The sequence below is a fragment of the Pseudoxanthomonas putridarboris genome (assembly GCF_038321125.1).
GTDB classification, from domain to species: Bacteria; Pseudomonadota; Gammaproteobacteria; order Xanthomonadales; family Xanthomonadaceae; genus Pseudoxanthomonas_A; species Pseudoxanthomonas_A putridarboris.
On the sequence record NZ_JBBWWT010000003.1, the window covers coordinates 349,258 to 374,981 of the forward strand.

The 25,724-nt window shown below is 67.1% G+C and carries 24 protein-coding genes; 11 read left to right on the forward strand and 13 right to left on the reverse strand.

The features are described from left to right. Window positions 1–229 precede the first annotated feature (229 nt). The 6 genes from trxB to AAD027_RS09090 all read left to right on the forward strand — a co-directional run bounded on the left by trxB (window position 230) and on the right by AAD027_RS09090 (window position 4,569). Window positions 230–1,183 carry a thioredoxin-disulfide reductase gene (gene trxB, locus AAD027_RS09065; RefSeq protein ID WP_341725693.1) on the forward strand — a complete coding sequence of 318 codons (954 nt, stop codon included), beginning with the start codon at window positions 230–232 and terminating at the stop codon, window positions 1,181–1,183. A 13-nt stretch (window positions 1,184–1,196) separates the two neighbouring features. After that, window positions 1,197–1,793: a PIN domain-containing protein gene (locus AAD027_RS09070; RefSeq protein WP_341725694.1), complete on the forward strand. Its 597-nt coding sequence runs from the start codon at window positions 1,197–1,199 to the stop codon at window positions 1,791–1,793. 2 nt (window positions 1,794–1,795) lie between these two features. Next, window positions 1,796–2,920 carry a GNAT family N-acetyltransferase gene (locus AAD027_RS09075; RefSeq protein WP_341725695.1) on the forward strand — a complete coding sequence of 375 codons (1,125 nt, stop codon included), beginning with the start codon at window positions 1,796–1,798 and terminating at the stop codon, window positions 2,918–2,920. A 31-nt stretch (window positions 2,921–2,951) separates the two neighbouring features. Then, entirely contained in the window at window positions 2,952–3,698 is a 747-nt protein-coding gene (aat, locus tag AAD027_RS09080) for a leucyl/phenylalanyl-tRNA--protein transferase (protein ID WP_341725696.1), read from the forward strand. Between the two features lie 87 nt (window positions 3,699–3,785). Further along, entirely contained in the window at window positions 3,786–4,004 is a 219-nt protein-coding gene (gene infA, locus AAD027_RS09085; protein ID WP_341725697.1) for a translation initiation factor IF-1, read from the forward strand. Window positions 4,005–4,077: 73 nt separating this feature from the next. Next, on the forward strand, window positions 4,078–4,569 hold the full coding sequence (locus AAD027_RS09090; RefSeq protein WP_341725698.1) for a hypothetical protein: 492 nt from the start codon (window positions 4,078–4,080) through the stop codon (window positions 4,567–4,569). Between the two features lie 74 nt (window positions 4,570–4,643). Here AAD027_RS09090 and clpA read toward each other — a convergent pair whose 3' ends face one another. Together clpA and clpS are read right to left on the reverse strand one after the other, a co-directional pair. Then, complete coding sequence (gene clpA / locus AAD027_RS09095; RefSeq protein WP_341725699.1) at window positions 4,644–6,923, reverse strand: ATP-dependent Clp protease ATP-binding subunit ClpA; 2,280 nt, start codon at window positions 6,921–6,923, stop codon at window positions 4,644–4,646. A 158-nt stretch (window positions 6,924–7,081) separates the two neighbouring features. Then, entirely contained in the window at window positions 7,082–7,402 is a 321-nt protein-coding gene (gene clpS / locus AAD027_RS09100; protein ID WP_341725700.1) for an ATP-dependent Clp protease adapter ClpS, read from the reverse strand. Between the two features lie 113 nt (window positions 7,403–7,515). On the opposite strand from clpS, the gene AAD027_RS09105 reads away from it, so the two are divergent. From AAD027_RS09105 to hflD, 4 genes are all read left to right on the forward strand, one after another. After that, complete coding sequence (locus AAD027_RS09105) at window positions 7,516–7,995, forward strand: hypothetical protein (RefSeq protein WP_341725701.1); 480 nt, start codon at window positions 7,516–7,518, stop codon at window positions 7,993–7,995. Then, window positions 7,996–8,472, forward strand: coding sequence for an NUDIX hydrolase (locus AAD027_RS09110; RefSeq protein ID WP_341725702.1), 477 nt, complete (start codon window positions 7,996–7,998; stop codon window positions 8,470–8,472). A gap of 100 nt (window positions 8,473–8,572) precedes the next feature. Next, window positions 8,573–9,745, forward strand: coding sequence for a tRNA 2-thiouridine(34) synthase MnmA (mnmA, locus tag AAD027_RS09115; protein ID WP_341725703.1), 1,173 nt, complete (start codon window positions 8,573–8,575; stop codon window positions 9,743–9,745). Further along, the gene (gene hflD / locus AAD027_RS09120) at window positions 9,742–10,353 is read left to right on the forward strand and encodes a high frequency lysogenization protein HflD (protein WP_341725704.1); all 612 of its coding nucleotides are present in this window, start codon (window positions 9,742–9,744) and stop codon (window positions 10,351–10,353) included. Before mnmA ends, hflD begins: the two co-directional genes overlap by 4 nt. A gap of 6 nt (window positions 10,354–10,359) precedes the next feature. On the opposite strand, the gene nadE is transcribed toward hflD, so the two are convergent. The 8 genes from nadE to AAD027_RS09160 form a co-directional block, all read right to left on the reverse strand. Next, window positions 10,360–11,322, reverse strand: coding sequence for an NAD(+) synthase (gene nadE, locus AAD027_RS09125; RefSeq protein ID WP_341725705.1), 963 nt, complete (start codon window positions 11,320–11,322; stop codon window positions 10,360–10,362). Beyond that, a complete protein-coding gene (locus AAD027_RS09130) occupies window positions 11,319–11,600 on the reverse strand; it encodes an acyl carrier protein (protein ID WP_341725706.1) in 282 nt (93 codons plus the stop codon). The genes nadE and AAD027_RS09130 overlap by 4 nt, the downstream gene beginning before the upstream one ends. Continuing rightward, a complete protein-coding gene (locus AAD027_RS09135; RefSeq protein ID WP_341725707.1) occupies window positions 11,597–13,129 on the reverse strand; it encodes a class I adenylate-forming enzyme family protein in 1,533 nt (510 codons plus the stop codon). Before AAD027_RS09135 ends, AAD027_RS09130 begins: the two co-directional genes overlap by 4 nt. Next, window positions 13,129–15,072: an asparagine synthase (glutamine-hydrolyzing) gene (gene asnB / locus AAD027_RS09140; RefSeq protein WP_341725708.1), complete on the reverse strand. Its 1,944-nt coding sequence runs from the start codon at window positions 15,070–15,072 to the stop codon at window positions 13,129–13,131. Before asnB ends, AAD027_RS09135 begins: the two co-directional genes overlap by 1 nt. 30 nt (window positions 15,073–15,102) lie before the next feature. Then, window positions 15,103–16,245, reverse strand: coding sequence for a hypothetical protein (locus tag AAD027_RS09145; protein WP_341725709.1), 1,143 nt, complete (start codon window positions 16,243–16,245; stop codon window positions 15,103–15,105). A gap of 1 nt (window position 16,246) precedes the next feature. Beyond that, on the reverse strand, window positions 16,247–16,498 hold the full coding sequence (locus tag AAD027_RS09150; RefSeq protein ID WP_341725710.1) for an acyl carrier protein: 252 nt from the start codon (window positions 16,496–16,498) through the stop codon (window positions 16,247–16,249). Further along, window positions 16,495–17,529 carry a 3-oxoacyl-ACP synthase III family protein gene (locus tag AAD027_RS09155; protein WP_341725711.1) on the reverse strand — a complete coding sequence of 345 codons (1,035 nt, stop codon included), beginning with the start codon at window positions 17,527–17,529 and terminating at the stop codon, window positions 16,495–16,497. The genes AAD027_RS09150 and AAD027_RS09155 overlap by 4 nt, the downstream gene beginning before the upstream one ends. A gap of 293 nt (window positions 17,530–17,822) precedes the next feature. After that, on the reverse strand, window positions 17,823–18,704 hold the full coding sequence (locus AAD027_RS09160; RefSeq protein ID WP_341725712.1) for a PhzF family phenazine biosynthesis protein: 882 nt from the start codon (window positions 18,702–18,704) through the stop codon (window positions 17,823–17,825). Between the two features lie 135 nt (window positions 18,705–18,839). On the opposite strand from AAD027_RS09160, the gene AAD027_RS09165 reads away from it, so the two are divergent. Continuing rightward, complete coding sequence (locus AAD027_RS09165; RefSeq protein ID WP_341725713.1) at window positions 18,840–19,739, forward strand: LysR substrate-binding domain-containing protein; 900 nt, start codon at window positions 18,840–18,842, stop codon at window positions 19,737–19,739. A 157-nt stretch (window positions 19,740–19,896) separates the two neighbouring features. Here AAD027_RS09165 and AAD027_RS09170 read toward each other — a convergent pair whose 3' ends face one another. The 3 genes from AAD027_RS09170 to AAD027_RS09180 all read right to left on the reverse strand — a co-directional run bounded on the left by AAD027_RS09170 (window position 19,897) and on the right by AAD027_RS09180 (window position 25,369). Then, window positions 19,897–20,865, reverse strand: coding sequence for a DUF1684 domain-containing protein (locus AAD027_RS09170; RefSeq protein ID WP_341725714.1), 969 nt, complete (start codon window positions 20,863–20,865; stop codon window positions 19,897–19,899). Between the two features lie 5 nt (window positions 20,866–20,870). Beyond that, entirely contained in the window at window positions 20,871–23,813 is a 2,943-nt protein-coding gene (locus AAD027_RS09175) for a TonB-dependent receptor domain-containing protein (RefSeq protein WP_341725715.1), read from the reverse strand. A gap of 362 nt (window positions 23,814–24,175) precedes the next feature. Beyond that, window positions 24,176–25,369 carry an OsmC family protein gene (locus AAD027_RS09180; RefSeq protein ID WP_341725716.1) on the reverse strand — a complete coding sequence of 398 codons (1,194 nt, stop codon included), beginning with the start codon at window positions 25,367–25,369 and terminating at the stop codon, window positions 24,176–24,178. Window positions 25,370–25,724: the final 355 nt, after the last annotated feature.

Consider the following 25,724-nt stretch of genomic DNA (forward strand, 5'->3'; position numbering starts at 1 on the left):
GATATCAGCCACCCCATGATCCGCCTCCGTTACCGCATCGCGGGCCTGCATACAAAAAACGCCGCGCCTCGAGGCACAGCGTCATGTCGAACAGGGGAACCGGCCCATGCACCACCGCTTTCCATCCGCGTGCCTTGATTAGACCTGACCGCACCGCCACTCTATGCGCCTGCGAGCAGCGCGTGATGGCGGCACCGCATGCCTGTTTTCCACCCTTTCGCGAGTATACATGAGCACTTCGAAGCACTGCCGCCTGCTGATCCTGGGCTCCGGCCCCGCCGGTTGGACCGCCGCCGTCTACGCCGCCCGCGCCAACCTGAAGCCCGTCGTGATCACCGGCCTGCAGCAGGGTGGCCAGCTGATGACCACCACCGAAGTGGACAACTGGCCGGGCGATGCCCATGGCCTGATGGGCCCGGACCTGATGTCGCGCATGCAGGCGCATGCCGAGCGTTTCGAGACCGAGGTGATCTTCGACCATATCCATACCGCCGACCTGTCGCAGCGGCCGTTCAAGCTGATCGGCGACAGCGGCGAGTACACCGCCGACGCCCTGATCATCGCCACCGGCGCCACCGCCAAGTACCTGGGCCTGCCCTCCGAAGAGGCCTTCAAGGGCCGCGGCGTGTCCGCCTGCGCCACCTGCGACGGCTTCTTCTACCGCGACCAGGACGTGGCCGTGATCGGCGGCGGCAACACCGCCGTGGAGGAAGCGTTATACCTGTCCAACATCGCCCGCAAGGTCTACCTGGTGCACCGCCGCGACACCCTGCGCGCGGAAAAGATCATGCAGGACAAGCTGTTCGCCAAGATCCAGGCCGGCAAGATCGAGCCGGTCTGGCACCACACCGTGGACGAAGTGCTGGGCAACGACGCCGGCGTGACCGGCATCCGGGTGAAGTCGGTGCAGGACGGCGGCACGCGCGACATCGACGTGCACGGCTTCTTCGTCGCCATCGGCCATACGCCCAATACCGGCCTGTTCGAAGGCCAGCTGGACATGAGCAACGGCTACCTGAAGATCCGTTCCGGCATCGAGGGCAACGCCACCGCCACCACCATCCCCGGCGTGTTCGCCGCCGGCGACGTCACCGACCAGCACTACCGCCAGGCCATCACCTCGGCCGGGTTCGGCTGCATGGCGGCGCTGGACGCGGAGCGGTTCCTGGACAAGGATAGTTAGGCCTGCGGCACGGATGCGCACGAACTACGTCCTGATTGACTACGAGAATGTGCAGCCGAAGAACCTGGTGCTGCTGGAGGCCGAGCATTTCCGCGTGAAAGTGTTCATCGGTGCATCACTTGCGAAATTGCCGATCGATCTGGTGACTGCCATGCAGTCGCTGGGCAACCGGGCGGAGTACGTCCGCATCTCCGGCAACGGACCGAATGCGCTCGATTTTCACATCGCCTATTACATCGGCCGGATATCGGCAGCTGATCCCGAGTCGTTCTTCCACATCATCTCGAAGGACACGGGCTTCGACCCATTGATCGCGCATCTAAAGGACAGAGGTGTCTACAGCAAGCGATCTGCATCGATCGACGCGATCCCCATTCTGCGCGCCCTCACTGAATCGCCCAGGGACGAACAAGTGGACGGCGTGATCGATAAGCTTAGGGGCATGCCAAAGAGCCGCCCGCAGAAGGACAAGACACTACGGACGATGATCTCGGCGTGGTTCGGCAAGAAACTGGACGACGTTGCACTGGACCGGATAATCGGTGAACTGTCCAGGCGCGGCGTCATCGCCCTGGACCAGGGCAAGGTTCGCTACACCCTTCCCGCCTGACCTTGCAGACAGTCGCTTTCCCGACACTCGCCAGTATCCCGGCCACGGCATGGGATGCTTTGCATGGGGGTCGCAACCCGTTCGTCTCCCACGCCTTTCTGCACGGGCTGGAACAGCACGGCTGCCTGCGCGAAGACTGGGGCTGGACGCCGCGCCACCTGACGCTGTGGGAAGGCGATGCCCTGGTGGCCGCGGCGCCGGGCTACCTGAAGCACAACTCGCACGGCGAATTCGTGTTCGACCATGCCTGGGCCCATGCCTATGCGCGGCACGGGCTGGACTACTTCCCGAAATGGCTGGGCGCGGTGCCCTACTCGCCCGTGACCGGTCCGCGCCTGCTGACCGCGCGCCCGGACCTGCAAGGCCACTTGCTGCAGGCCATCACCACGGAAGCCACGGCACACGGATTGTCCTCGGCCCACGTCAACTTCCACACCGAAGAGGAAGACCATGCCTTCCCGCCGGGCTGGCTGCCGCGTACCGACGTGCAGTACCACTGGCGCAACCCCGGCCATTGGCGGGACTTCGATGGCTTCCTGGCCGATTTCGACCACAAGCACCGCAAGAACATCCGCCAGGAACGCGCCAAGGTGCAGCGGGCCGGCGTGACGTTCCGGGTGGTGCACGGCGACGAGGCCAGCGATGAGGACCTGGAGGCGATGTTCGGTTTCTATCTGCGCACGTTCCGTGATTACGGCAACTCGCCCGCCCTGACCCTGCCCTTCCTGCGGCACCTTGCGCAGACGATGCCGCGGCAACTGGTCTTCTTCCTGGCCGACCACGACGGCCAGCCCATCGCCGGAGCGCTCTGCCTGCGCGGCGGCGACACGCTGTACGGACGCTACTGGGGCGCGGACGCGGCGCTGCCCGGACTGCATTTCGAGACCTGCTACTACCAGGGCATCGACTACTGCCTGCGCGAAGGCCTGACGGCGTTCGAACCCGGCGCGCAGGGCGAGCACAAGATCGCCCGCGGTTTCCTGCCCACGTTCGTGCGCAGCCGTCACTGGATCGCCCATCCGGAGTTCGCCCTGGCGCTGGCGCAGTGGTGCGAAGAGGAGACCCGTGCGGTGCGGCGGTACGCCCGGACACTGGATGCGCACTCGCCGTTCAAACGCTCCGTGTAGGAGCGCCCGAGGGCGCTCCTACAATGGGGGCATGAGCCAGCATCCCTTTCTGTTGCCGGACGATCCGCACGCACCGTTCCCGCCAGCGCATCTCGCCCTTCGCCAGCCGGACGGTTTGCTGGCGGTCGGCGGCGACCTGTCGGTGCCGCGCCTGCTCAACGCGTACCGCGGCGGCATCTTCCCGTGGTTCTCCGAGGACCAGCCGCTGCTGTGGTGGTCGCCCGACCCGCGCATGGTGTTCCATACGCAGGACGTCAGGCTGTCCTCCCGCTTCCGCCGCGGCTTGCGCCGGTCGGACTGGGAGGTGCGTGCCGACACCGCCTTCGCGCAGGTGGTCGCCGCCTGCGCCCAGGCGCCACGCCCCGGCCAGCAGGGCACCTGGATCACCCGCGACATGCAGGCGGCCTACGGCGAACTGCACCGGTTGGGCCATGCGCACTCGGTGGAGGTGTTCGACGGCGGCGAACTGGTCGGCGGCATCTACGGTGTCGCCATCGGCCGGATGTTCTTCGGCGAAAGCATGTTCAGCGGCCGATCCGGCGGCTCGAAGGTGGCGCTGGCGGGACTGGCGCGGCGACTGCTGGAATGGGGATGGCCGCTGATCGACGCGCAGGTGGAAAACGACCACCTGCCGACCCTCGGCGCCGTCTCGATGCCGCGCGACGCCTTCCTGGCCCAAGTGGAATCGCTGGCCAGCGCGGCGGACACGCCGCACGATTGGCAGGCCCGGTTCGGCCGGCTGCCTGCGCGCGACCTGTCCCCTCCCGGTGCGCCCTAACGGAATTTTTGCACGCGGGTCGACTCCGGAGTACAATGCCGGGCTTTATGGCGCCAGCCATTCTCCCGCGGCACACCACAGGTCTACATGTCGAAAGACGACTCCATTGAATTCGAAGGCACCGTCATCGAGACGCTGCCCAACACCATGTTCCGGGTCAAGCTGGAAAACGGGCACGAGATCATCGCCCACATCTCCGGCCGCATGCGCAAGAACTACATCCGCATCCTGACCGGTGACAAGGTGAAGGTCGAAATGACCCCCTACGACCTGACCAAGGGTCGTATCACCTATCGCATGAAATAATTTTCATAAGTGTTTGATTGGAAAGCGGCCGACGGCCGCTTTCCGCGTTCTGGAAACTTGCATCGAGGAACCCGTGACCAACGGCACCGGGTCGGTGGTCATGGCGACTTCAGGCAGATTCGCCGGGGCGGCGACCGCTTCAGCATGGCGCAGCGTTCAATCCCGGACGCTGACCAAGAAGAGAGCCGCCATGAACTCCCGTCGCCCTGCCCCCTTCCTGCTTGCGCTTGCGCTGGCATTCGCCGCCGCACCGATGGCCGCCGCCGCGGGCGAAGCGATCACCGACTGCGTGGACCTTGGCAACGATCAGGAAATCGTGCGCGCGGCCGGCGGGCAGCAATTCTTCCTCCGCAACGGCAGCGACCACTACCGCGTCGCGTTCCAGCAAAGTTGCAGTTCCATCACCACCACCTCGCGCATCGATATCAGCACCGAGGGCCAGGCCAACCGGCTGTGCGCCGACGACACGCGCGTGCAGACCAACCGCGACACCTGCCGGGTCGCTTCCGTCGAGACGATCAGCGCCGAGGAATTCACCAAGCGCAAGAAGCGCAGCAGACGCTGAAGCCCACTACGTGGGAAAGAAGAAAGGCGGCCCATGGGCCGCCTTTCTTTTTCAGCGAACGGAACCGGCGAGGATCACACCGTCGCCGGCAACAACCGCTCCGGCTCGGCCTGCGCGTCCACCACCAGCTCGCCATCGCGCACGTCGATGCTGACGCGGCCGCCGTTGATCAGCTTGCCGAACAGCAGTTCGTCGGCCAGCGGTCGCTTGACCTTGTCCTGGATCAGGCGCGCCATCGGGCGGGCGCCCATCAGCGGGTCGAAACCGTGCTGGGCCAGCCAGTCGCGCGCCGCCGGCGTGGCCGACAGGCTGACGTGCTTCTCCTGCAACAGCATTTCCAGCTCGATGATGAACTTGTCCACCACCCGCAGGATGTGGTCGAAGCCCAGGCCCTGGAACTGCACGATGGCGTCCAGGCGGTTGCGGAACTCCGGCGTGAAGCTGCGCCGGATGACTTCCATCGCATCGGTGGAATGGTCTTGCCGGGTGAAGCCGATGGTGCGGCGCGAGGCCTGGGCGGCGCCCGCGTTGGTGGTCATCACCAGGATGACGTTCTTGAAGTTGGCCTCGCGCCCGTTGGTGTCGGTCAGCACGCCGCGGTCCATGACCTGCAAGAGGATGTTGAAGATGTCCGGATGGGCCTTCTCCACCTCGTCCAGCAGCAGCACGCAATGCGGCGTCTTGACGATCTTCTCGGTCAGCAGGCCGCCCTGGTCGAAGCCCACGTAGCCCGGAGGCGCGCCGATCAGGCGACTGACCGAATGCGGCTCCATGTACTCGCTCATGTCGAAGCGGACCAGTTCGATGCCCAGTTGCAGGGCGAGCTGCTTGGTCACCTCGGTCTTGCCCACGCCGGTGGGGCCGGCGAACAGGAAGTTGCCGATCGGCTTGTCCGGGTTGCCCAGGCCGCTGCGCGCAAGCTTGATGGCCGAGGCCAGCGTCTCGATGGCCGGGTCCTGGCCGAAGATCACCATCTTCAGGTTGCGCTCCAGGTGCTGCAGCACGTCCTTGTCGGACGAGGACACCTGCTTGGCCGGAATGCGAGCCATCTTGGCCACGATGGTCTCGATCTCCTCGACGTCGATCAGTTCCTTGCGCGTTTCCAGCGGCAGCAGCCGCTGGCGGGCGCCGGCCTCGTCGATCACGTCGATGGCCTTGTCCGGCAGCAGGCGGTCGCCGATGTGCTTGACCGACAGGTCCACCGCCGCCTGCAGCGCGTCGTCGGCGTAGGTCACGCCGTGGTGCGCCTCGTACTTGGGCTTCAGGCCTTGCAGGATCTCGTAGGTCTCGCCCACGGTGGGCTCGACGATGTCGATCTTCTGGAAGCGCCGGGCCAGCGCCCGGTCCTTCTCGAAGATGCCGCGGTATTCCTGGAACGTGGTCGAGCCGATGCAGCGCAGCTCGCCCGACGCCAGCGCCGGCTTGATCAGGTTGCTGGCGTCCATGGTGCCGCCGCTGGCGGAACCGGCGCCGATGATGGTGTGGATCTCGTCCACGAACAGGATCGCGCCGGGGATCTTCTTGATCGCCGCCAGCACGCCCTTCAGGCGCTTCTCGAAGTCGCCGCGGTACTTGGTGCCCGCCACCAGCGCGCCCAGGTCCAGCGAGTAGATGGTGGCGTCCAGCAGCACGTCCGGCACCTCGCCGTCGACGATCCGCTTGGCCAGGCCTTCGGCCAGGGCGGTCTTGCCCACGCCGGCCTCGCCGACGTACAGCGGGTTGTTCTTGCGGCGGCGGCACAGCACCTGGATGGTCCGCTCGACCTCGTCGCTGCGGCCCACCAGCGGGTCGATGCGGCCCTGGCGGGCCATGTCGTTGAGGTTGCTGGCGAATTCCGTCAGCGCGTCGCCCTTGCCCTCGCCTTCGGCGCCTTCGGCCTTGCCCTCGCCGTCCTGCTGGCTGGCGCCCTCGTTCTCCTCACCCTGCTTGGCGATGCCGTGCGACAGGTAGTTGACGATGTCCAGCCGGGTCACGTCCTGCTGGTTGAGGAAGTAGACCGCGTGGGAGTCCTTTTCGCCGAAGATGGCGACCAGCACGTTGGCGCCGGTGACCTCCTTCTTGCCCGACGACTGCACGTGGTACACGGCGCGCTGCAGCACGCGCTGGAAGCCCAGCGTGGGCTGGGTGTCGCGGCCATCGTCCTCGGCCAGGCGCGACACGGAGGCCTCGATGGCCTGTTCCAGGTCCTCGCGCAGGCGCAGGGCATCGGCGCCGGTGGCCTTGAGCACGGCCTGGGCGGACGGGTTTTCCAACAGGGCGAGCAACAGGTGCTCGACGGTCATGAACTCGTGGCGCGCCTCGCGGGCGCGCTTGTAGCACTGACCGATGGTTTGTTCGAGGTCTTTGCTGAACATGGTTGCCTCCGGGGCCTATGCCGACAATATGCGGCCTGGCGGGTGGATTTCCATCACCCTACCGGATTTCAGTGTTCAGGAATCGTTGCCTTGTGCGACCTTGGCGGCGCCCCCACACCGGAACCGGACGGCCCGGACACTTGCGTGCCCGGGCCAACTCAGGATTTCTCCATCGTGCACAGCAATGGATGCTGGTTCATACGGGAAAACTCGTTGACCTGGGCCACCTTGGATTCGGCCACCTCGCGCGTGTACACCCCGCAGACCCCGCGCCCGCGGGTGTGGACGTGCAGCATCACCTGGGTGGCCTTTTCCAGGTCCATCGCGAAGAACTGCTGCAACACCAGGACCACGAAGTCCATCGGCGTGTAATCGTCGTTCAGCAGCAGCACCTGGTACAGCGGTGGCGGGGCGACCTCGGGCTTGCTGGTTTCCACCAGTACGCCGTGATCGCGCTCGTTTTCGTTCTTGCGGGCCATGCGTGGATTATACGGGCCCCGCATGGCGCTGGGCTGTACCGCCCGCCGCCCGCGGCATGGACGCGCTGCACGCCCGCCGCCACAATGTGGCTTCCCTTGGCCAAGATCCGATCATGAAGCGAACCGCCCGCCTGTCATTCCTCTCCGTACTGTGCGCGGCGCTGGCCGCCACGCCCGCGCTGGCGGCCGATGCTTCGGTGGAAGCGCGCCTGAAGGCCCGCGGCATCCAGTACGAGCTCGATGACGACGGCGACTACAAGGTCACTTACTCCTACAAGCAGGAGAACCGCACCCAACTGGTCTTCGTCTCCGGCGGCACGGAGCAGGTCAACGGGTTGAGCATCCGCGAGGTCTTCGCCCCGGCCGGCCGCGTGACCGCCGACGGCATCGACGGCAAGAAGGCGCTGGAACTGCTGGCCGAGAGCCGTGGCAAGAAGCTGGGCAGCTGGGAGATCTCCGGCGACGTGCTGTACTTCGCCATCAAGCTGCCCGACAGCGTGGACGCGGCCGCACTGGAAAGCGCCATGGACATCGCGTCGGAAACGGCCGACAACATGGAAATCGAACTGTCCGGCGACAAGGACGAACTGTAAGTGAGCTATCGCGAGGGCCGTTTCTGGCAACCCGACGTGACCGTGGCCACCGTGGTGGTCCGCGACGGCAAGCTGTTGATGGTGGAAGAACGTGCCCAGGGGCGGCTGGTGTTCAACCAGCCCGCCGGCCACCTGGAGCCGGACGAAAGCCTGCTGGAAGCCGCCCGCCGCGAGACGCTGGAAGAGACCGGCTGGGACGTCGAGCCGACCGCCTTCATTGGCGCCTACCAGTGGAAAGCGGTCAATCCCGATGGGAGCGGCGGAAGGCACTACCTGCGCTTCGCGTTCGCCGCCGAGCCGGTGCGCCACGATCCGGCGCGCGCGCTGGACGACGGCATCGTGCGGGCCGTGTGGATGAGCCCCACCGAGCTTCAGCAACAGGCCGACCGCCACCGCAGCCCGCTGGTGTGGCAGGCCGTGCAGGACTATCTGGCGGGCCGTCGTTCGCCGCTTTCGACGCTGCGGCAGATCACATGAAGCGGTTCCCTCGCCCCTGCTCTCTTCCAGTCTCCCCCGCACTCGGGAGAGGTGGGTTCGTGCCATGCGGGTCCGGTCTCGCGGACGTTACGGTGGCCGCATGACATCCAGACCTCGGGTGATCGTCGGTGTCTCGGGCGGCGTGGATTCGTCGGTGGCGGCGCTGCGCCTGGTGCAGCAGGGCGAAAGCGTCGCCGGCCTGTTCATGCAGAATTGGGCCGATGATGGCGATGCGCAGGACAGCGCGAGTGCCGCTGAAGGCAGGAAACCGAAAGCGGCGACCGGCGAATGCCGTGCGGAGGACGACCGCCGCGACGCCGTCGCGGTCTGCGGACGGCTGGGCATCCCCTTCCATTTCCGCGATTTCTCGAAGGAATACTGGCAGGGCGTGTTCGAGCATTTCCTGGCCGAATACGCGGCCGGCCGCACGCCCAACCCGGACGTGCTGTGCAACCGTGAAGTGAAGTTCAAGCATTTCCTCGACGCGGCTCGCGAACTGGGCGCCGAGAAGATCGCCACCGGCCACTACGCTCGCGTGGAGCTGCACAACGGACGTTGGCGGTTGCTGCGCGGCATGGACCGCGGCAAGGACCAGAGTTACTTCCTGCACCAGTTGGGGCAGGCGCAACTGTCGGCCACGCTGTTCCCGATCGGCGAACTGCAGAAGACCGACCTGCGCCGCATCGCGCGCGAGGCCGGCCTGCCCACGCACGACAAGAAGGACTCCACCGGCATCTGCTTCATCGGCGAGCGCGATTTCCGCGAGTTCCTGGGCCGCTACCTGCCGGCCAGGCGCGGCGAGATGCGCGACCCGCAGGGCCACGTGATCGGCGAGCATCCGGGCGTGTTCTACTTCACCCTCGGCCAGCGCGAAGGGCTGCAGATCGGCGGCGTGAAGGGTCGCGCGCAGGCGCCGTGGTACGTGGTCGGCAAGGACGTGGCCGGCAATGTGCTGTACGTGGACCAGGACACGCACAGTCCCTACCTGCATTCCAGCCGGTTGTGGACCGAAGACGCGCACTGGATAGCGGGTGCCCCGCCCGCCGGCACCTTCGAATGCACCGCGCAGACGCGCTACCGCCAGGCCGACGAGGCCTGCGCCGTGCAGGTGCGCGACGATGGCAGCGTGGCCGTGCGCTTCGCGCGCCCGCAACGGGCGGTGACGCCCGGCCAGTCGCTGGTGCTGTACGACGGCGAAGAGTGCCTGGGCGGTGCCGTCATCGCCCGCACCGACGCCCCCCTTGAACAGAAACTCGCGGAGCAGGCAGCTTGAGCAACCGATATTCCGACCGTGTGCTGGCCTTGGCCGGTCTCGCACAGGCCTTGCAGCAGGTCAGGCGCATCGCCGAGACCGGACAGTCCGAGGCCTCCGTGGTGCAGGCGTCGCTGGACAGTGTGTTCCGCATGGACGCGGATTCCACGCTGGCCGTCTACGGCCGTCCCGGCGACCTGGCCACCGGCCTGCGCGTGCTGCGCGGCCACCTGGCCCGGGAAACCCGCGACGACGCCCTGCCCCGCCTGGCCATGTCGGTGCTGCAACTCGAGCGCCGCTTCGTGCGCGAAGGCGAAACCGTCGATGCGGTCGCGCGGGGCCTGCAGGACATCGCGCCGCGCGCGCAGCAACTGGGCAGCACGCATCCCGACGTGCTGTCGGCGCTGGGTGGCCTGTACGCCGATACCGTCAGCCATTTGCGTCCCCGCGTCATGGTGCAGGGCAACCCGCACTACCTGGGCCAGCCCGACGTGGTGGCGGAAATCCGCGCGATCCTGCTGGCCGCGGTGCGTTCGGCGGTGCTGTGGCGCCAGCTGGGCGGCAGCTTCTGGGATCTGCTGCTCAGCCGCAAGGCGATGCTGGACGCCACCGACGACTGGCTGCGCTGACGCCGGTCACGCCGGCAATCTGGCCGGCGGCGCGTGCAAGTACTCCGCTGCGCGACGCTTGGCCTGGATATCGGCATGGATGGCCTGCGCGCGCTGCACCGGTATCCCAAGCGCATCGGCCAGATCGCCCGCGGGCAGGTCCTGCCCGTGCGCCCACAACGCCAGGTCCATCTGCGCATACGGTAGCGCGAAATAGAACTCGTCCTGGCCCTGCGGCAGGCTGTAGGTGTCGGTGGTCGGCGTGGTGGAACAGATCTCCTCCGGCAACCCGAGGTGCCGCGCCATCGCGTAGACCTGCGTCTTGTACAGGTGCGCGATCGGCTTGAGGTCGGCCGAGCCGTCGCCGTTCTTCACGAAGAAACCCTGGTCGTACTCCAGCCGGTTGGGCGTGCCGACCACGGCGTAGTTCAGGCGGTCGGCGTGGTAGTACTCCAGCGTCTTGCGCAGGCGCTGCTTGTGGTTGGTCGCCGCGACGATCTGCAGGTAGGCCTGCGGCGGCAGGCGCGCTTCGCGCGTGTCGCCCGCGGGCGACTGCACCACCAGCTTGTAGAAGTTGATGCCGCCGTCGATGCCGCCGTGCAGGACGATCTTGTTCTTCCAGCCGTCGCCATAGTCCGGGAAGACCTGGCGGATCGCGGCGTCGCGGTCGCGGTAGCAGCCGATGGCCTCCAGCGCCGGGGCGATGTCGTGCTGTTCGTGCGCGATGCCCAAGTGCCCGGCCAGCAGGCGGCCCAGGCGGGTCGACTGGCCGCTGGAATCGCGCTCGGGCAGCAGCAAGCCCTGCACGCGCGCCGCGCCCACGGCGCGCACCGCCAGCGCAGCGCAGACCGAGCTGTCGATGCCGCCCGACATCGCCACCACCAGCCCCTTGCGACGGAGCCTGCGCGTGGTCTCGCGCATCCAGTCGGCGATGCGCGCGGCCTCGCTTTCCAGGTCGATCTCCAGCACGTGCGGACCCAGCGCCTTCATGCGGCCTGCTTGCGCTGGACGAAGCGCGCTATCGCATCCAGCGAATCCAGGTTGTCCGGCATCATCTCCTCGTCCTCGACCTTGATGCCGTAGGTCTCCTCCAGGAACTGCACCAGTTCCAGGAAGCCGGTGGAATCCAGCAGTTGCGCGTCCATGAAGGAGGCGTCGTCGGCATAGGACTCGGCGGCCCCCATCAGGAAGTTCTCCTGGATGTACTGGCGTACGGTGGATTTGATCGCATGCATCGTGGTCTGGATCTCGGATGGGGCTACGCTCATGACAGGCCTTGTCGGGTGGGCTTTCCGGTAGGAGTACGTGGTAACGCGTCGACAAAGGCCACGTGCTTGGGCGCCATGTGGTTTTCCAGCGTCGCCAGGCAGTGGCGGATGATGTCGCGCTCGACCAGCCCGCTGTCCGCCGACACCACCACCCAGGCCTTGATCGCATCGCCGAGCAGCGGATCCGCCACGCCGCCCACCAGGCATTCGACCACGCCGGGAATGCGCTGGATGGCCTGCTCGACCTCGTGCGGGCTGACTTTTTCGCCGCGCGTCTTGATGATGTCGTCCTTGCGGGCGACGAAGTACAGCCAGCCATCGGGATCGCTGCGGAACAGGTCGCCGGTGCGCATGGCCACCCGGCCGCTGCCGGGGTCGGTGAAGAGTTTTTCGGCGGTCAGGGCCGGCGCCTGCCAGTAGCCCAGCATCACATGGTCGCCCTGCACCACCAGTTCGCCGCTTTCGCCCCAGGGCAGCCGCTGGCCGTGTTCGTCGATCAGCCAACAGTCCTGGCCCGGCAGCCCCCGGCCGACGCTGCCGGGGCGCTCGTCCACCAGTTCCGGCGGCAGATAGCTGATGCGGGTGCATTCGGTCTGCCCGTACATCACGCACAGCCGGGCGGACGGCAGGCGCTGCCGCAACTGCTGCTGCATCGCGTACGGCAGCGGCGCCGAGGCGCTGGTCATCAGCCGCAGCGACGACAGGTCCCAGCGCGACAGGTCGCGGAATCCCAGCAGCATGGCGTACATGGTGGGCACGGCCGCGAACAGCGTCGCCCGCTCGCGGGACATGACCTCCAGCCCCTGCGCGGGGAATGCGAACGACCGCTCCAGCACCAGGGTCGCGCCGGTGGAAAGCGCGAGCAGCAACTGGGTCAGACCGTAGTTGAAGCTCAACGGCAGCGCGCTGAACAGGATGTCGTCCTGCCGTATCGCCAGGTAGGCGGCGATGCAGCGGGTGATGCTGACCAGGTTGCGATGGCTCAGCATCACGCCTTTCGGCAGCCCGGTGGTGCCGGAGGTGTGGCTGATCAGGGCGAGCGCATCCTCGTCCACCATCTCGTCGACCCACATTGCCGGCACTTGCGCCTGCTCCAGGTCGGGCCAGCGCACCTCCCCCGCCTGTTCCGGCCGCCAGTCCGCGCCGAGCACCCAGACATGCCGCAGGTGCTCGCAGCTGGCGCGCGCCGCGCGCCAGGCCGGCGCCAACGACGCCTGCGTCAGCAGCAGGCGGGCATCCGTGCGCCGCAACAGGGCGCCCAGCTTGTCGGCCTTGGTCTGCGGATTGAACGGCATGGCCACGGCCCCGATGCGCAGCACCGCCCACAGCGCGATGGCCATTTCGACGCTGTTGTCGAGCAGCAGGCCGATGCGGTCGCCCGCGCCCACGCCCTGCTGTTCCAGCAGGCTCGCCATCGCCCGGCTCCGCCGGTCCAGTTCGAGGAAACTCAGGCGTTGCCCGCCGTACACCAGCGCCAGCTCGTCGGGCTGGCGTTGCACGGTGTGGGCGAACAGGGCGTGCAGCAGCATCAGGCCTCTCCCCGCCCCTGCACGAACGCTTCGTGCAGCGCCAGCATGGACAGGATGCCGACGAACGCCATGTTGTCCGGGAAGCCGATGGCCCGCCCATTGCGGCACTTCTCCACCAGGTGGTCCACGGCCGTGGTGTCGAATAGGCCACAGGCGGCGAGGCGATCCGGTTGCAGGGCCTGCCGTACCCACGGCAGCGCCTCGCCACCGGCGAAGAAACAGGCGCTGTCCGGCGCCCGATAGGGCTGCTTGTGGCGGCGGAGCACCGCCTCGGGCAATTCGTCGCGCATGGCGCGCTTGAGGATGTGCTTCTCCCGCAATCCGCGCAGCTTGTAGTGCGCCGGCATGCGGTTGGCCAGTTCGATCACGCGATGGTCGAGGAATGGATACCGGCCCTCGACCGATTGCGCCATGCTCATGCGGTCGCCCTGCGACGAGAGCAGGTAGCCGGACAGCAGCGTGGCCGATTCGACATGCTGGTCGCGCGCCAGCGCGGGCCATCCGTCGATGTCCGGCGGAAGCTGCTCGGCCAGCGTCCGCAGCGGGTCCCAGGCCTGTAGTTGTTCGCGCAGGTCGGGATGCAGGAAACGCAGCACGCGCTGGGTGCTGCGGACGCGGGGAAGGTGCGCGAACCACGGCTGCCCGAGCTGGCCGGCGCCCTCCTGGAAGAAGCGCTCGGCGAAACCGCGCGAGCGCACCGGCGAATGCGCCAGGTACGGATACAGGCGTTCCAGCAACCTGCCCCGCCACGGGCTGTCGGGCTGGCGGGCCATGAAACGCCGCAGCTTGGCCTCCTTGAACAGGTCGTAGCCGGCGAAGACTTCGTCGGCGCCTTCCCCGGTCAGCACCACCTTGTAGCCCGCCTGCCGCACGTGCCCGGCCAACAACATCAGCGGCACCGGCGCCGTGCGCACCAGGGGCGCCTCGGCATGCAGCACGGCGCGATGGAATGCGGCCGCGATATCCGCATGGGACACCACGACCTCGCTGTGCTCGGTGCCCAGCGATTCGGCCATGAGCCGCTGGTACGGCCGTTCGTCGAATTCGGCATCGGCGAAACCCAGCGAGAACGTGCGCAGCGGCGTCGGCGTATGACGGCGGATCAACGTGGCGATCACCGATGAATCCAGGCCGCCGCTGAGGTAGGCGCCCACCGGCACGTCGGCGCGCAGCTGCAGGCGCACCGCATCCACGAGCAAGGCATGCAGTTCTTCCGCCACATCGTCTTCGCTGCGCCATGCGCCATCGCCTAGCAGGTGGCGCCATTGCCAGTAGCGCTTCACCACCGGCGCCAGCGCGGGGTCGCGCAGGTCGAACGCCATCGTGTGCCCCGGCGCCAACTGTTCGATGCCGGCGAACACGGTGCGCGTGCCCAGCGTGCTCCAGAACGAGAACGTCTCCCCCAGTGCCCTCACGTCCAGTCCGCGCGGCTGTCCGCTACGGGCGTACAGCGCCTTCACTTCCGAAGCGAACGCCACCCCGCCGCCATGCCGGCTGACGTAGAGCGGCCGGATGCCGACCCGGTCGCGCGCCAGCACCAGGCGCTGGCGACGCGTGTCGTGCAGTGCGATGGCGAACTGGCCGTTGAGATGTTCGACGAAATCGTCGCCGTAGCGGTCGTACAGGTGGACGATGACCTCGGTGTCGGAGTCGGTGTAGAAGCGGTGGCCGAGGCGCTCGAGCGTTTCGCGCAACTCGACGTGGTTGAAGATCTCGCCGTTGAAGATCACCCACACCGTGCGATCCGGATTGTGGATCGGCTGCCAGCCGCCCTCCGGGTCGATGATGGACAGGCGCGCATGCGCCAGGCCCACCTGCCCGTCGATGCGCACGCGGCTGCCGTCCGGGCCGCGATGCCGCAATGCCGCGATCATCGCGGCCAGCATGGGCTCCGATGGCGAGGGTGCCCCGGCCGGAACCACCAGCCCGGCTATGCCGCACATGGCGGGGCCTCCCGGCCGGTGGCGGCGCCGTCAGTAGCCGCCATCGCTATCGAAGCTGAGGTCGGTGATCTGCCAGTGCGGCGTCCGTGCATCCGTCGGCAGGCCGGTCGTGGTGCGGATGCCGGTCAGCAGGTGCGCCCCCGGCTGGCCGCGCAGGAACCCGCAACGTTCCAGCGCGCCCTCGGCCGCCGGCGCCAGGCAGGTAGTGAACACCTTGCTGCAGCCCTGCCGCCGCGCCAGCGGCACGACGTGCGAAAGCAGCGCGGCCAGCACCGCTTCCGCATCGCCATCGGCCAGCTTCCAGTCGATCAGGTGCATGCCGGTTTCCCCATCCACGCCCACCGGGGTCTGCCGCGCGGCGAGATAACCGACGCAGCGCTCGCCATCCATGGCGATGTAAAGACGATAGGCCGCGCGCGGATTGTCGCGCAGGCGCCATTGCAGTTGCGCCGCGCCGGGCGCGACACAGGCGGTCGCCGGGGACAGCGCCGCGTAGAGAGGCTCGAGCCACTCCGCGCTGACGGAAGCGACCTCCTGCACCCGGATGTCGCGCGGCGACCGCGACGCCAGCACACGGTTGCGGATGCGCCAGCCGACATCCATCGCCGGCCCCACCACCGCCGCCAGCATCGCCGGCGTGCCGCGACGGCGCAACACCGCCGCGGCGTCCAGCGGCAGCACGTGGTGGGAGCGTGGCGGCAAAGGCGCGAAGAGCCGCCTGACCAGCCCCATCGAATGCGTATTGCCGCCCACGGCCAGCGTGGCGTCGGCGTGGCCGAACATCGCCTGGTTCAGCCATGCCCCGCCTCCCGCGCCCTCCAGCGCGGGGTCCAGCTGCACGTCCATCAGCAGCTGGCCGGCATGGACGACGCCGGCATGCCGGATCGGTTGTACCTCCGTGCCGATCGCGGCGACCACGGGACCGTCCTCGTGGCGCACGATCCACAACCGCCCGTAGGCGTGTTCGTGCCCGTGGCCGATCCCGTAGCGCCAGCGCACATAAGCCTCGTCGTCCCAGCCCGTGCGGTCGCGGAATGCCAGCAATGCTTCCAGGTCGGCTTCGCCCGCCGGCCTGAACCGGGCGAGCAGTTCGTCCGGCGACCAACCCAGCGCCCGCGCGAAGATCCGCGTCGTGCGCTCGAAGTCCGGCGGTGGCCGCGGTTCCGCCGCCATGCTACCCATCCAGTACGCCGTGCTGGCGCAGGAAGTCCAGCACATCGTCCACCACCTGCATGGCCTTGGATTGTTCGGCGCTCAACTGCAGGCCGAAGCGATCGTCCAGTTCCGCCATCAGCATCAGCGCGCCCATCGAGTCCCAGCCGGCCACTTCGTCCCGCCGCATGTCGGATGCCAGCGGCGCGGGCTCGGCGAAGGCGTCGGCCAGCATCTGCAACGCTTCCTGCATGCTCAGGCGTGGTGCGCTCATGGACGCACCGCCGTTGCATCGTATTCGCCGTGCAGCATGACGGCTCCGGCGGGCAGCGTCAGCACCGCCGACGCCCAGGACAGTCCCACGCCGTAACCGACCAGCATCACCGTGCGCGGCGAGCCGGCGTCGCCGGCGCTGCGCGTGAGCGTGACCGCCACCGAGGGCCCGCCGCAGTTGGCGGTGTCCTCGATGGTCATCGGCACGCGTTCGTCCGGCAGCCCGCACTTCTTGGCCAGGTGTTTCATGATGAAACGGTTGGATTGGTGGAAGACGTACTGGTCGATGTCGTCGGTCTCCTTCCCGGCGAGCGCCAGCGCATCGCGCACCAGCGACGGCACCCGCTTGATGGTGAAGTTGAAGATCGCCGCGCCGTCCATTTCCAGGTGCAGGTGCCGGGGCTGTGAGGGCTGCCGGTCGCGGAAGCCGCCGCCCCGGATGATCAGTCCCTCGTGCCCGCCGCCATCGGTGTGCAGGCAGAAGCTGGCCTCGCCATCGTCGCTCAGTTCCAGCGCCGTGGCCGAGCCGGCATCGCCGAACAGCAGCGTGGTCGCGTGGTCGTCCGGATCGGTGAAGCGGCTCGGCGTTTCGCCGTGCAGCATCAGGATGCGCGTGTGGCCGCCGCCCTTCAGCATGGTGGCGGCCAGATACAGGCCGTAGGGATAGCCGGAGCAGCCCAGGCCGATGTCGAAGGCCGCGCAACTGTCGGGAAGCCCCAGCCACTTGTGCAGCAGGCAGGCGGTGGAAGGCAGGAAGTAGTCCGGCGACTGGGTCACGAACACCAGCCCCGAAATGCTGTCGGGCGACCAGTCCAGCCGCTCGAGCAGCCGCGCCGCCGCCTCCAGGCACAGGTCGGCCGACGTCACGCCGGCATCGACGACGTGCCGGTAGCGGACGCCGGCCATCGACACGACCTTGCGCACCTCGTCGGCGCCGAAATGCTCGGCTTCGGCCAGGTTGTCCACGCGCCGCGCCGGCACGCAGGTGCTGACCCCCGCCACGCGGAATCCCTGGATGCGTGTCTGCGCCACGTGGCGATATCCCCCGTTCCGTATTGGTTGCTTGCGCGGGGAGCGACCGACGTCGCCTTCACCCCATGTTCTGAGACAACAAACGCGGGAAGCCGCCGAAAGCGGACGCCTCATCGCCAAATAAAGAAGCCCGGCAGGATGCCGGGCTTCCCCGTGATGCCATGCCTGCGGTGGATCAGGCCGCGACGGTGTCGGCTACGTCCTTGCGGTCCTGGGTCCGGTCGAAGTCCATGTCGCGGTAGCTCCGGTCGACATGAGCGTTGATCACGTCGCTGTCCGCCATGTACAGGGAACTAAAGACGGAGGGTCCCGGCCAGCACGACGATGCCGGCGCCGGACAGTTCCGGATCGGGCGTCAGGCGAACCCGCAGGATGCTCCGCCGTCCCATCTTCACCCCTTGCTCTATCGCCAGCGTCGCGTCGCTCTTCAGGAGCCCCTCGGCGGCCAGAAAAGCGGTCAGCGGGCCGGCGGCGGTACCGGTCGCCGCATCCTCCCACAAGCCGATGGTCGGGTTGAAGAATCGTGCGTACGCCGCATCCGGGGCATCGGCATCGAAGGCGTAGACGTAACAGCCTTCCGCGGGCGCCGATTCGAGCACGGCGAACAGCGCTTCCGCATTCGGGCGGGCCTTGTCGACCGCGCCGGCGTCGACGACGCGCACCATCAGGTGCGCGGCGCCGGTATCGGCGGGGCGCGGTTTCGGTTCGGGCAGGATATCGCCGGCATCCAGACCGAGGGCCGCCGCCAGCCGCGCGACGTCCTCCAGCGGCGGCGACAGGCGCAGCGAAGCCTGTCTCATGTGGCCATGGACGCGGCCGTCGATCCGCTCGAGCCGGATAGGCAGCACGTCCGCGCCGATTTCCTGATGAAAGGTCCGGGGCGTGGCCAGCGCGCCCAGTTCGCCACGCTCGCCCAGCCATAGCCACGCCCCGAGGGCGTTGTGGCCGGCGCCGCCCACTTCCACGCCGCTCGCGGTGAACGAACGCAATTTCCGGTCCGCCCGCTCGCTGCGCATGATGAAGGTGGTTTCGGCCTGGTTGAACTCGCCGGCGAGCCGTCGCATCTGGGCTTCGGTCAGATCGTCGGCGTCCTGCACGACGGCGAGCGGGTTCCCCGTCAACGGCGCATCGGCGAAGACATCGATGAGACCCGCCACCAACTCGACCACGGCCATTCTCCGCTAAGATGAGGAAAACTATCCATAAAACGCTTCCTGGAAAGCTAACCTCTCTGAAAGGAAGAGTAAAAATCGAATTTCTAAACTCTATGATGAGCTGAATTCACCATGCGACACACCAGGTTGCCGCCCTTGTCCGCCCTGCGCGCATTCGAGGCCGTCGCGCGCAGATCGAGCTTCAAGGCGGCCGCCGAGGAACTCTTCGTCACCCCGACGGCCATCAGCCATCAGATCAAGCAACTCGAAAGCCATCTGGGGCTTCGCGTGCTGGACCGCACTCCCCGGGCCGTGAAGCTCACCGCGGCCGGAACCGCGCTCTATCAGGCGACGGCCGCAGGGTTCGCCGAGATCGAGCGCGCCGTCGCATTGCTGCGGATCGATGCCGGGCCCACGACCATCACGCTCTCGTCCTTCACCGCTTTCCTGGGCCACTGGCTGGTGCCGCGACTGGATGCGCTGCATCGCGCCATGCCGATGTCGAACCTCCGGCTGCACGCTTCGGACATTCCGGAGGACCTGCGGGCGGGCGGCATCGAGGTCGCGATCCGTTACGGGCGCGGTCCCTATCCGGGCACCGCCAGCGCACGACTTTGCGACGATGTGCTGGTGCCCGTTTGCAGCCCGAAGCTCGGCTTGTCGCGTCCCGAGGACCTGTCGGGCGCGACATTGATCCATATCGATGGACGGAACCGCCCAGCCCCGGCCCCGGACTGGTTCCACTGGTGCGCCAAGGCCGGCATCGCTGGACTGGACGCCAATGCGGGCCCCCGATTTCCCGACAGCATGCTGGCCGTGCAAGCGGCCATCGCCGCGCAGGGCGTGGTCATCGTGAGCCGAGTGCTGGTGGCCGACGCGATGGCCGCAGGCTTGCTGGAGGCGCCGTTCGCACAGACGCTGGCCGGCGACGCCTATTTCTTCTGTTGCGCGGAAGAACTGGAGATGCGCGCGGATATCGTGGCGCTCAGGAAATGGTTCCAGGATGCCTTTTCCCGGGAACGGCCGGAGATTCCAGATGCAGGGGCCGGAACCTGACCCTCCGGCTCGCGAGGATTCGGCTTATAGGCCCGGGCAACCATCCTTGTACTTGTGGGAGCGACGTCAGTCGCGACGGTTGGGTTTCCGGTCGCGACTGACGTCGCTCCCACAAGGTATATCGGCCACTTCCTTGTTGTCGCGGACCCAGTCGAAGTCAATGCTGCGCCAGCGCGTATTTCTTCTCGCCGGCCAGCACCGCCAGCCGCACCACCTGGCCGTTTTCGTCCTTCTGCGCCAGGCGGTTCTCCGGCGGCGGCAGCGGGCAGGTGGCGAAGGCGGTATAGGCGCAGGGCGGGTTGTAGGCGCGATTGAAATCCACCGTGACCGTACCGTCGGCCGCCACCGCGTCGGTGTGCAGGTAGCGGCCGACCCCGTAGGTTTGCTGGCCGCTGGTCTTGTCCTGGAATATCAGGTTCAGGCTCTTGGCCGGATCGCCCAGCGCTTCCAGCCGCCAGGTACGGCCATCCTTCTCGAATTCGACGTAACCGGGGTTCGGATTTTCATTGATGTCGCCGATCAGGTTCACGATCGGCAAGGTCTTGCCGGCCGGGTGCGGCACGAAGCGCGCCTGTACGCGCCAGGGTTCATCGGCCGGGAAGAAGTCCAGACCGCCGAAATTCAGGCGTGCCGGCGCATCGGCGTGGCGCACGCGCAGGGCCAGGCGGTCGCCGCGCTTGATCGCGGTGATCTGGCCCTTGCCCGCGTCATACGCCAGCCGGGTACCGCCACCCCGCCCTTCCGGCTTCAACAGCACCGCGCCCTGCAGTGGCTGGCCGTCGGCGGTGATGGCCACACCCTCGGCGGCGGTGAAGTACAGACCGTCCGCGCGCTGCTCCACTTCGCCCAATCGTTCCGGTGCGATGGCGAGGCGGATGGCATTTTCTTCGCCCCCTCCCACGCTTTGCTTTTTCGCCTCGACCCAATGCAGGCCGGTGAGGCTGGTCCAGCCGTCGGGCTTGCTCAACTCTTCGGCGCGCTGTTTCACCCACGCGGCGTGTTCGCTCTGGAAATCCGCCACGGGCGATGCCGCGTCGGAAACATCGGTGCGGGTTTCGACCTTGGGGCTGCAGGCGGCGACGGCCAGGACCAGCAGGACGGAGGATGTGAGCTTGCGAGTCTTCATGCGATTCACCAGTTCTTGGAAATGCCGAGGTAGAGGTAACGGCCGAAGGCCTCGTGCAGCGAGGAAAGATAGTTGCTGCCGGTGCTTTGCGGCGTAGCGCCGAGCGGCGGCTCCTTGTCGAAAAGATTGCGCGCGCCGACTTCCACCGCACTGCCCCCGAGCCAACCCTCGCTGAAATCCTTCTTCACCGACAGGGCCCAGCGCTGCGTGGCATCCACCTTGTACGGTCGGCCATCGCCATAAGCACCGGCAATCACGCTGCCGATGTAGTTGTCGCGCAGGCGCACCGTCCAATCGGCATGGTTCCAGATCAGCGCGGCGCTGGCGCGCCATTCCGGCTTGGCTCCATTGATGCCCACTTCGTTCGCCGCACCCAGGCCCTGCGCCACGATGTGCAGCTGGCCACTGGCGATCGCACCGGCCACGGCCTGCTCCTGCAGGGACTTCTGCTGGGTGTAATCCTTCAACTGGCTGGCATTGAGCAGGAAGGCGAAGTTCCCCCACCGGGTATCGCCCAGACGCCAGCTGAAGGCGTAGTCCACGCCAGAAACCTTCAATGGCTGCTGGTTCTCGTAACTGCTCGTCACGTACAGAAGCGCACCCACCGGGGCGATGCCCGAGCCTTCGAACTGGGCGATGTCCTCCGCCGTCGGTGCGGCGCGGACCACCTGCGGATTGCTGGTGCCTTCGACCACTCGCAGGTAGGCGTCGTACAGCAGTTCGTTGGCCGAGCCGATGGTGCCGATGGGGTTCTCGATTTCCACCTTCCATGTATCCACGCTCAGGCTGATGCGGCCCGCGCGCTCCGGCAGGAACTGCGGCTCGAACACCAGGCCATACGACGATTGCTTGGTGGTCTCCGGCTTGACGTTGTCGCCGTACGAGGTGGCGGTATTGGTCATGTACCGCACCAGCGGGCTGCTGATGCAGGCGTTGTAATTGGGTTGGGCGCCGCTCACGACAAGTGCCTCGCAGCGAATCGGATCGCTGCTGCCGCCGAAGCGCCAGATGGTGCCGGAATTGACCATCTCCAGGCCCGGGGCACGGAACCCTCCACTCACCGAGCCGCGCAGCAGCAGGCTGTCGTTCACCTTCCACGCGGCGGCGAACTTGGGCTTGGCCACGTCGCCCGCGTCGCTGTACTCCTCGTAGCGGCCGGCGATCTGCAGATCCAGGGATTGCACCAGCGGAATGCCCTGCTCGGGAGAAACCAGCGGCACCGCCAGTTCGACGAAGGCCGACTTCACGTTGCGGCTGCCGTAGATGTCCGGCGAGGCGCTGTGGGTGAAGAAATTGCTCTCGGCCACCTTGCCGGTGTACCAGTCGGTGTACTGCACCGTGCCATCGACATTCTCGTCACGGTCGTCGAAGCGGCTTTCGTAGCGATACTCCACGCCCGCCGCCAGGCCGATGTCGCCCGCATACCAGCGGAACAGGTCCGGGCGATTGACCTTGAAATCCCACAACGCCAGTTCGCTGGTGCCTTCGCGCGTGGTGGGCAGGATGAAGGACGTGGCGTCCGAGGGCGTGGCGTCGCCGATGCGCGGATTGGCCGGATTGCCGCCGTTGAACGGGTTGTAGGCCGAGGCGTCGGTGCGGTTCACGGCCGCCTCGAAGGCCGTGGCGAGGCCGCCTTCCTGCACGTCGGTGGTGCGGGCGCGCGAATACACCAGCGCCGTTTCCCAGTTCCAGCCACCGTCCGTCCAGCCGCGCAGCCCCGCCAGCACGCGCGACTGGCTGTCTTCCACATCCAGCCTGCGCAGGCCGTAATCGGCCACGTAGTAGTTGGCCAGGCGGATCGCATCCGCGCCTTCGCGCAGGACCTCAGGCACCCAGTACGCATCCGGCCGGATATGGATGTAATTCTCGACGCCGCCCACCGTGACGAACTCGCCGCTGAGCTTCGCTTCGGCCTTGGACCGGTAGTAGCCCAGTTCGCCGAACAGTTGCAGGTTGTCGTTGATGTCGAAACGCGTGGTGGCGAAGAAGTTCGCTTTCTTGACCGCCGGCGTTTCGGTGACGCCCGGCTCGGCGCGCGTGTCCGGTCGCAGCGTCGAGGGAACCGCTCCCTGCACCAGATCGCCGTCGAGGTTGACGTAGTACGGCGTGCCCACCGCCACGCCGTTGTTGAATTTCTGGAACGTACCCCACGCCGTGTTCGCGAAGGTCTGCGCGAAGGGCGTGGCGTTCGGGTCCAGGACGAAGGTGCCGTCGTCCAGCATGCGGCGTCCGTCCGTCGCGGTGAACCACTGGTCGGAGTTCAGTTGCGCGGTGCGGTGCGAAAGACCGTACTGCAGCGAAACATTGCCGCGCCCGCCCGCGAAATCGCTGCCGAAATAGCCTTCCAGTTGCAGGTCTTCGCGGTGGCCATCCTGTACCTTGCCGTATTCCAGCTTGATGCCGCCGCCGTCCGCCAGGTTGGACTTCGTGACCAGATCGACCACGCCGGCCACGGCATCGGAACCGTACAACGCCGCCGCACCGTCCAGCAGCAGGTCTATGCGTTCCAGCCCGAAGGTCGGGATTGCATTCGCGTTGTACGCGGTGTTACCGACGCCGGCGCTGATGGGATGTTGCACGGTGCGGCGGCCATTGACCAGCAGCAAGGTGTATCCCGCACCGAGATTGCGCAAGTTGATGGAACTCACGTCGCCGCGCGGCGCGTTGGAGTTGCGCCCCTGGTTGGTCGACGACTTGTGGGTGAAGGCGACGTCGCCGAATTGCGGCAGGCTGCGGAACAGTTCGTTGCCGTCGGTCGCGCCGGTGGATTCGATTTGCACCCTGTCCACGCTGACCACCGGCAACGCCGCCGACGCGCCGCCGCCGGCGATCTGCGAGCCGACCACCGACACCTTGTCCAACAGCCGCGCTTCGGGAGCCTCCCCTTCCGCCGCCGTCGCGCCCGGCGTGTCGGCGGCATGCGCCGCCTGCGCAAGCAGGGCGCACAAAGCCAGGGTCAGATGGCTGCGGCGAAGTACGAATCCATGCGTATTTCCGCGGGGATGTTCTACGGTCGAGTGCGAGCGGAGAGAGACGCCCATCCGGATGCCTTGTCCTGTCGTTGGAGTGGAAGGTGAAACTAGAAGGCTCGCGCCTGTTGCAGAAGTGTTCTTTCGCTTCACGCATATTCCGAACGGTCATGTATGCCGCTCGCGTATTCACACGTCATGGAGGCATAAGGAAAACACCGGGAATTCGGCGTTTTCCGCAATTTCCCGATGAACCGACACGCTTGCGGGTGCGCCCCGGTGATTCCCTTCGGGGCGGACCCGCTGGAACGACGGATTCCTCGCATCGTGCCGGTTTTCGCCTATTTCGCTGCATCCGCATACGCGCCGCGGACGATGCTGCCTTCCAGCGTCTGCTCGTCCTTGACCAGGTTGTACAGCGGGCAGGTGTCCTCGACCGACTGGCGCAATGCGTCGATATCCTGCTCCGTGAGCGGCGATTCGATGCGCGCCTTGTAGCGGATGTTGCTGAAACGCGCCGGTCCGGCGACGTTCCTTCCGAAGCGCGGGCTCAGGTCGCCATCGACGGTGAGTTCCAGCGAATCCAGCAGCACGTCGCGCGCGCCCGCCTGCACTTCGAAGATGTGGGTCAGGCAAGTGCCGGTCACGCCGAGCAAGTGCTCCTCCACCGTCGGCGCCAGGCCGTAGCCCAGCAGACCCGGTGCGCTGTCGTGCAATTGCTGGTGGTAGCCGTCCTTGCCCAGGAACACGCGGCGCAGGCCGGTATGCGGTTCGACGTGGGCGCGGGCGACCAGCGGCCTCGGTTCGTAAGGTTTGCCGTCGTTGGCGGCGGTCCGCGTCTCCCTGGCCAGCACGGCCGGGCGCTTTTCCTGGGTGATGAAGTCGCGCAGGCCCGGTGGCAGCTTGGAATCGCGCGTGGCGGCGGTACGGATGTATTCGACCTCCGCGTGACCGACCTGTTGCGGCCGGGTCACCAGGTCGATGGCCGAGGAGTTCTCGTGCACGGCGCGCTTGAGCGCCTGCAGTTGCGCGTCGGTGGCCGGCGAGTCGATGTAGGCCACGTAGGAAAGATTGTTGGGATAGGCCAGGTTCTCGCTCTTGCGCTCGGGAATGCTGGTGAACACCACGTCCAGCGCATCCAGCGGGACGTCCTGCGCCGCCGCCTGCACGATGTATTCGTCGGCGACCGCGCTGGCCAGCGTACCGACCAGCGAATCCCAGGAACCTGCGCCGAGGTTGTAGCCAGCGAAGTCGCGGCCGCTGTCGCTGATGTACTGGAATTCGCCGGTCGGCCCGATGCGCAGGCGGCGCACGCCTGAGCGGCTTTCGGCGGTGACCTTGCCGTGGATCGCGGTCGGCGCGGCGTCCTGCGCCGACTGCGCCTGGATGGCCGCGCGCTTGGCCGCCAAGTACTCGCGCAGCGGCGAGGCTGCGCCATCGGCCGCCGAAACGAGCGGCGCGGTCAGCAGCAACATGGCGGACAAGGCGGTCGTGGCGACAGCCTTGCACAGTGAAGCGTGGCGGGCGATGGGCATGGGCGAGCGGAGCTCCGGCAGTGGTCGGAAAGAACCGCGACTGTTCCATGCCGCATCGCCGCGCGGAAATAACCGCTGGCTATGCCCACATTCCATGCGCGCAGATGGGGGGGGGGTGAGGATTCGACCGTGGCCCCGAGCCCACAGCCATGTTTGCGGCCGTGGAAGCGACCTGAGTCGCGCCCGGAAACCCACCCGTCGCGACTCACGTCGCTCCCACAAGGGGGCGGTCGCGCCGTATTGCCAGTGCGCCCCGCTCCGTCCATGTAGTAGCAAAGATGCGCATGCATCCGGCCACACCAAACAGAACGCCCGGCATCGCTGCCGGGCGTCTGGTCTGTTGCAGGTCGTGCCG

Excerpts from the sequence above, each read along its gene's own strand:
- clpA (WP_341725699.1), bottom strand. The coding sequence starts at position 6,923 with ATGTTCAGCAAAGACCTCGAACAAACCATCGGTCAGTGCTACAAGCGC.
- AAD027_RS09170 (WP_341725714.1), bottom strand. The coding sequence starts at position 20,865 with ATGAAGACTCGCAAGCTCACATCCTCCGTCCTGCTGGTCCTGGCCGTC.
- AAD027_RS09160 (WP_341725712.1), bottom strand. The coding sequence starts at position 18,704 with ATGGCCGTGGTCGAGTTGGTGGCGGGTCTCATCGATGTCTTCGCCGAT.
- AAD027_RS09150 (WP_341725710.1), bottom strand. The coding sequence starts at position 16,498 with ATGAGCGCACCACGCCTGAGCATGCAGGAAGCGTTGCAGATGCTGGCC.
- AAD027_RS09135 (WP_341725707.1), bottom strand. The coding sequence starts at position 13,129 with ATGCTGCTGCACGCCCTGTTCGCCCACACCGTGCAACGCCAGCCCGAC.
- nadE (WP_341725705.1), bottom strand. The coding sequence starts at position 11,322 with ATGAAGGCGCTGGGTCCGCACGTGCTGGAGATCGACCTGGAAAGCGAG.
- asnB (WP_341725708.1), bottom strand. The coding sequence starts at position 15,072 with ATGTGCGGCATAGCCGGGCTGGTGGTTCCGGCCGGGGCACCCTCGCCA.
- clpS (WP_341725700.1), bottom strand. The coding sequence starts at position 7,402 with ATGGCCCGCAAGAACGAAAACGAGCGCGATCACGGCGTACTGGTGGAA.
- AAD027_RS09070 (WP_341725694.1), top strand. The coding sequence starts at position 1,197 with ATGCGCACGAACTACGTCCTGATTGACTACGAGAATGTGCAGCCGAAG.
- infA (WP_341725697.1), top strand. The coding sequence starts at position 3,786 with ATGTCGAAAGACGACTCCATTGAATTCGAAGGCACCGTCATCGAGACG.
- AAD027_RS09105 (WP_341725701.1), top strand. The coding sequence starts at position 7,516 with ATGAAGCGAACCGCCCGCCTGTCATTCCTCTCCGTACTGTGCGCGGCG.
- trxB (WP_341725693.1), top strand. The coding sequence starts at position 230 with ATGAGCACTTCGAAGCACTGCCGCCTGCTGATCCTGGGCTCCGGCCCC.
- AAD027_RS09180 (WP_341725716.1), bottom strand. The coding sequence starts at position 25,369 with ATGCCCATCGCCCGCCACGCTTCACTGTGCAAGGCTGTCGCCACGACC.
- aat (WP_341725696.1), top strand. The coding sequence starts at position 2,952 with ATGAGCCAGCATCCCTTTCTGTTGCCGGACGATCCGCACGCACCGTTC.
- AAD027_RS09130 (WP_341725706.1), bottom strand. The coding sequence starts at position 11,600 with ATGAGCGTAGCCCCATCCGAGATCCAGACCACGATGCATGCGATCAAA.
- mnmA (WP_341725703.1), top strand. The coding sequence starts at position 8,573 with ATGACATCCAGACCTCGGGTGATCGTCGGTGTCTCGGGCGGCGTGGAT.
- AAD027_RS09145 (WP_341725709.1), bottom strand. The coding sequence starts at position 16,245 with ATGGCGGCGGAACCGCGGCCACCGCCGGACTTCGAGCGCACGACGCGG.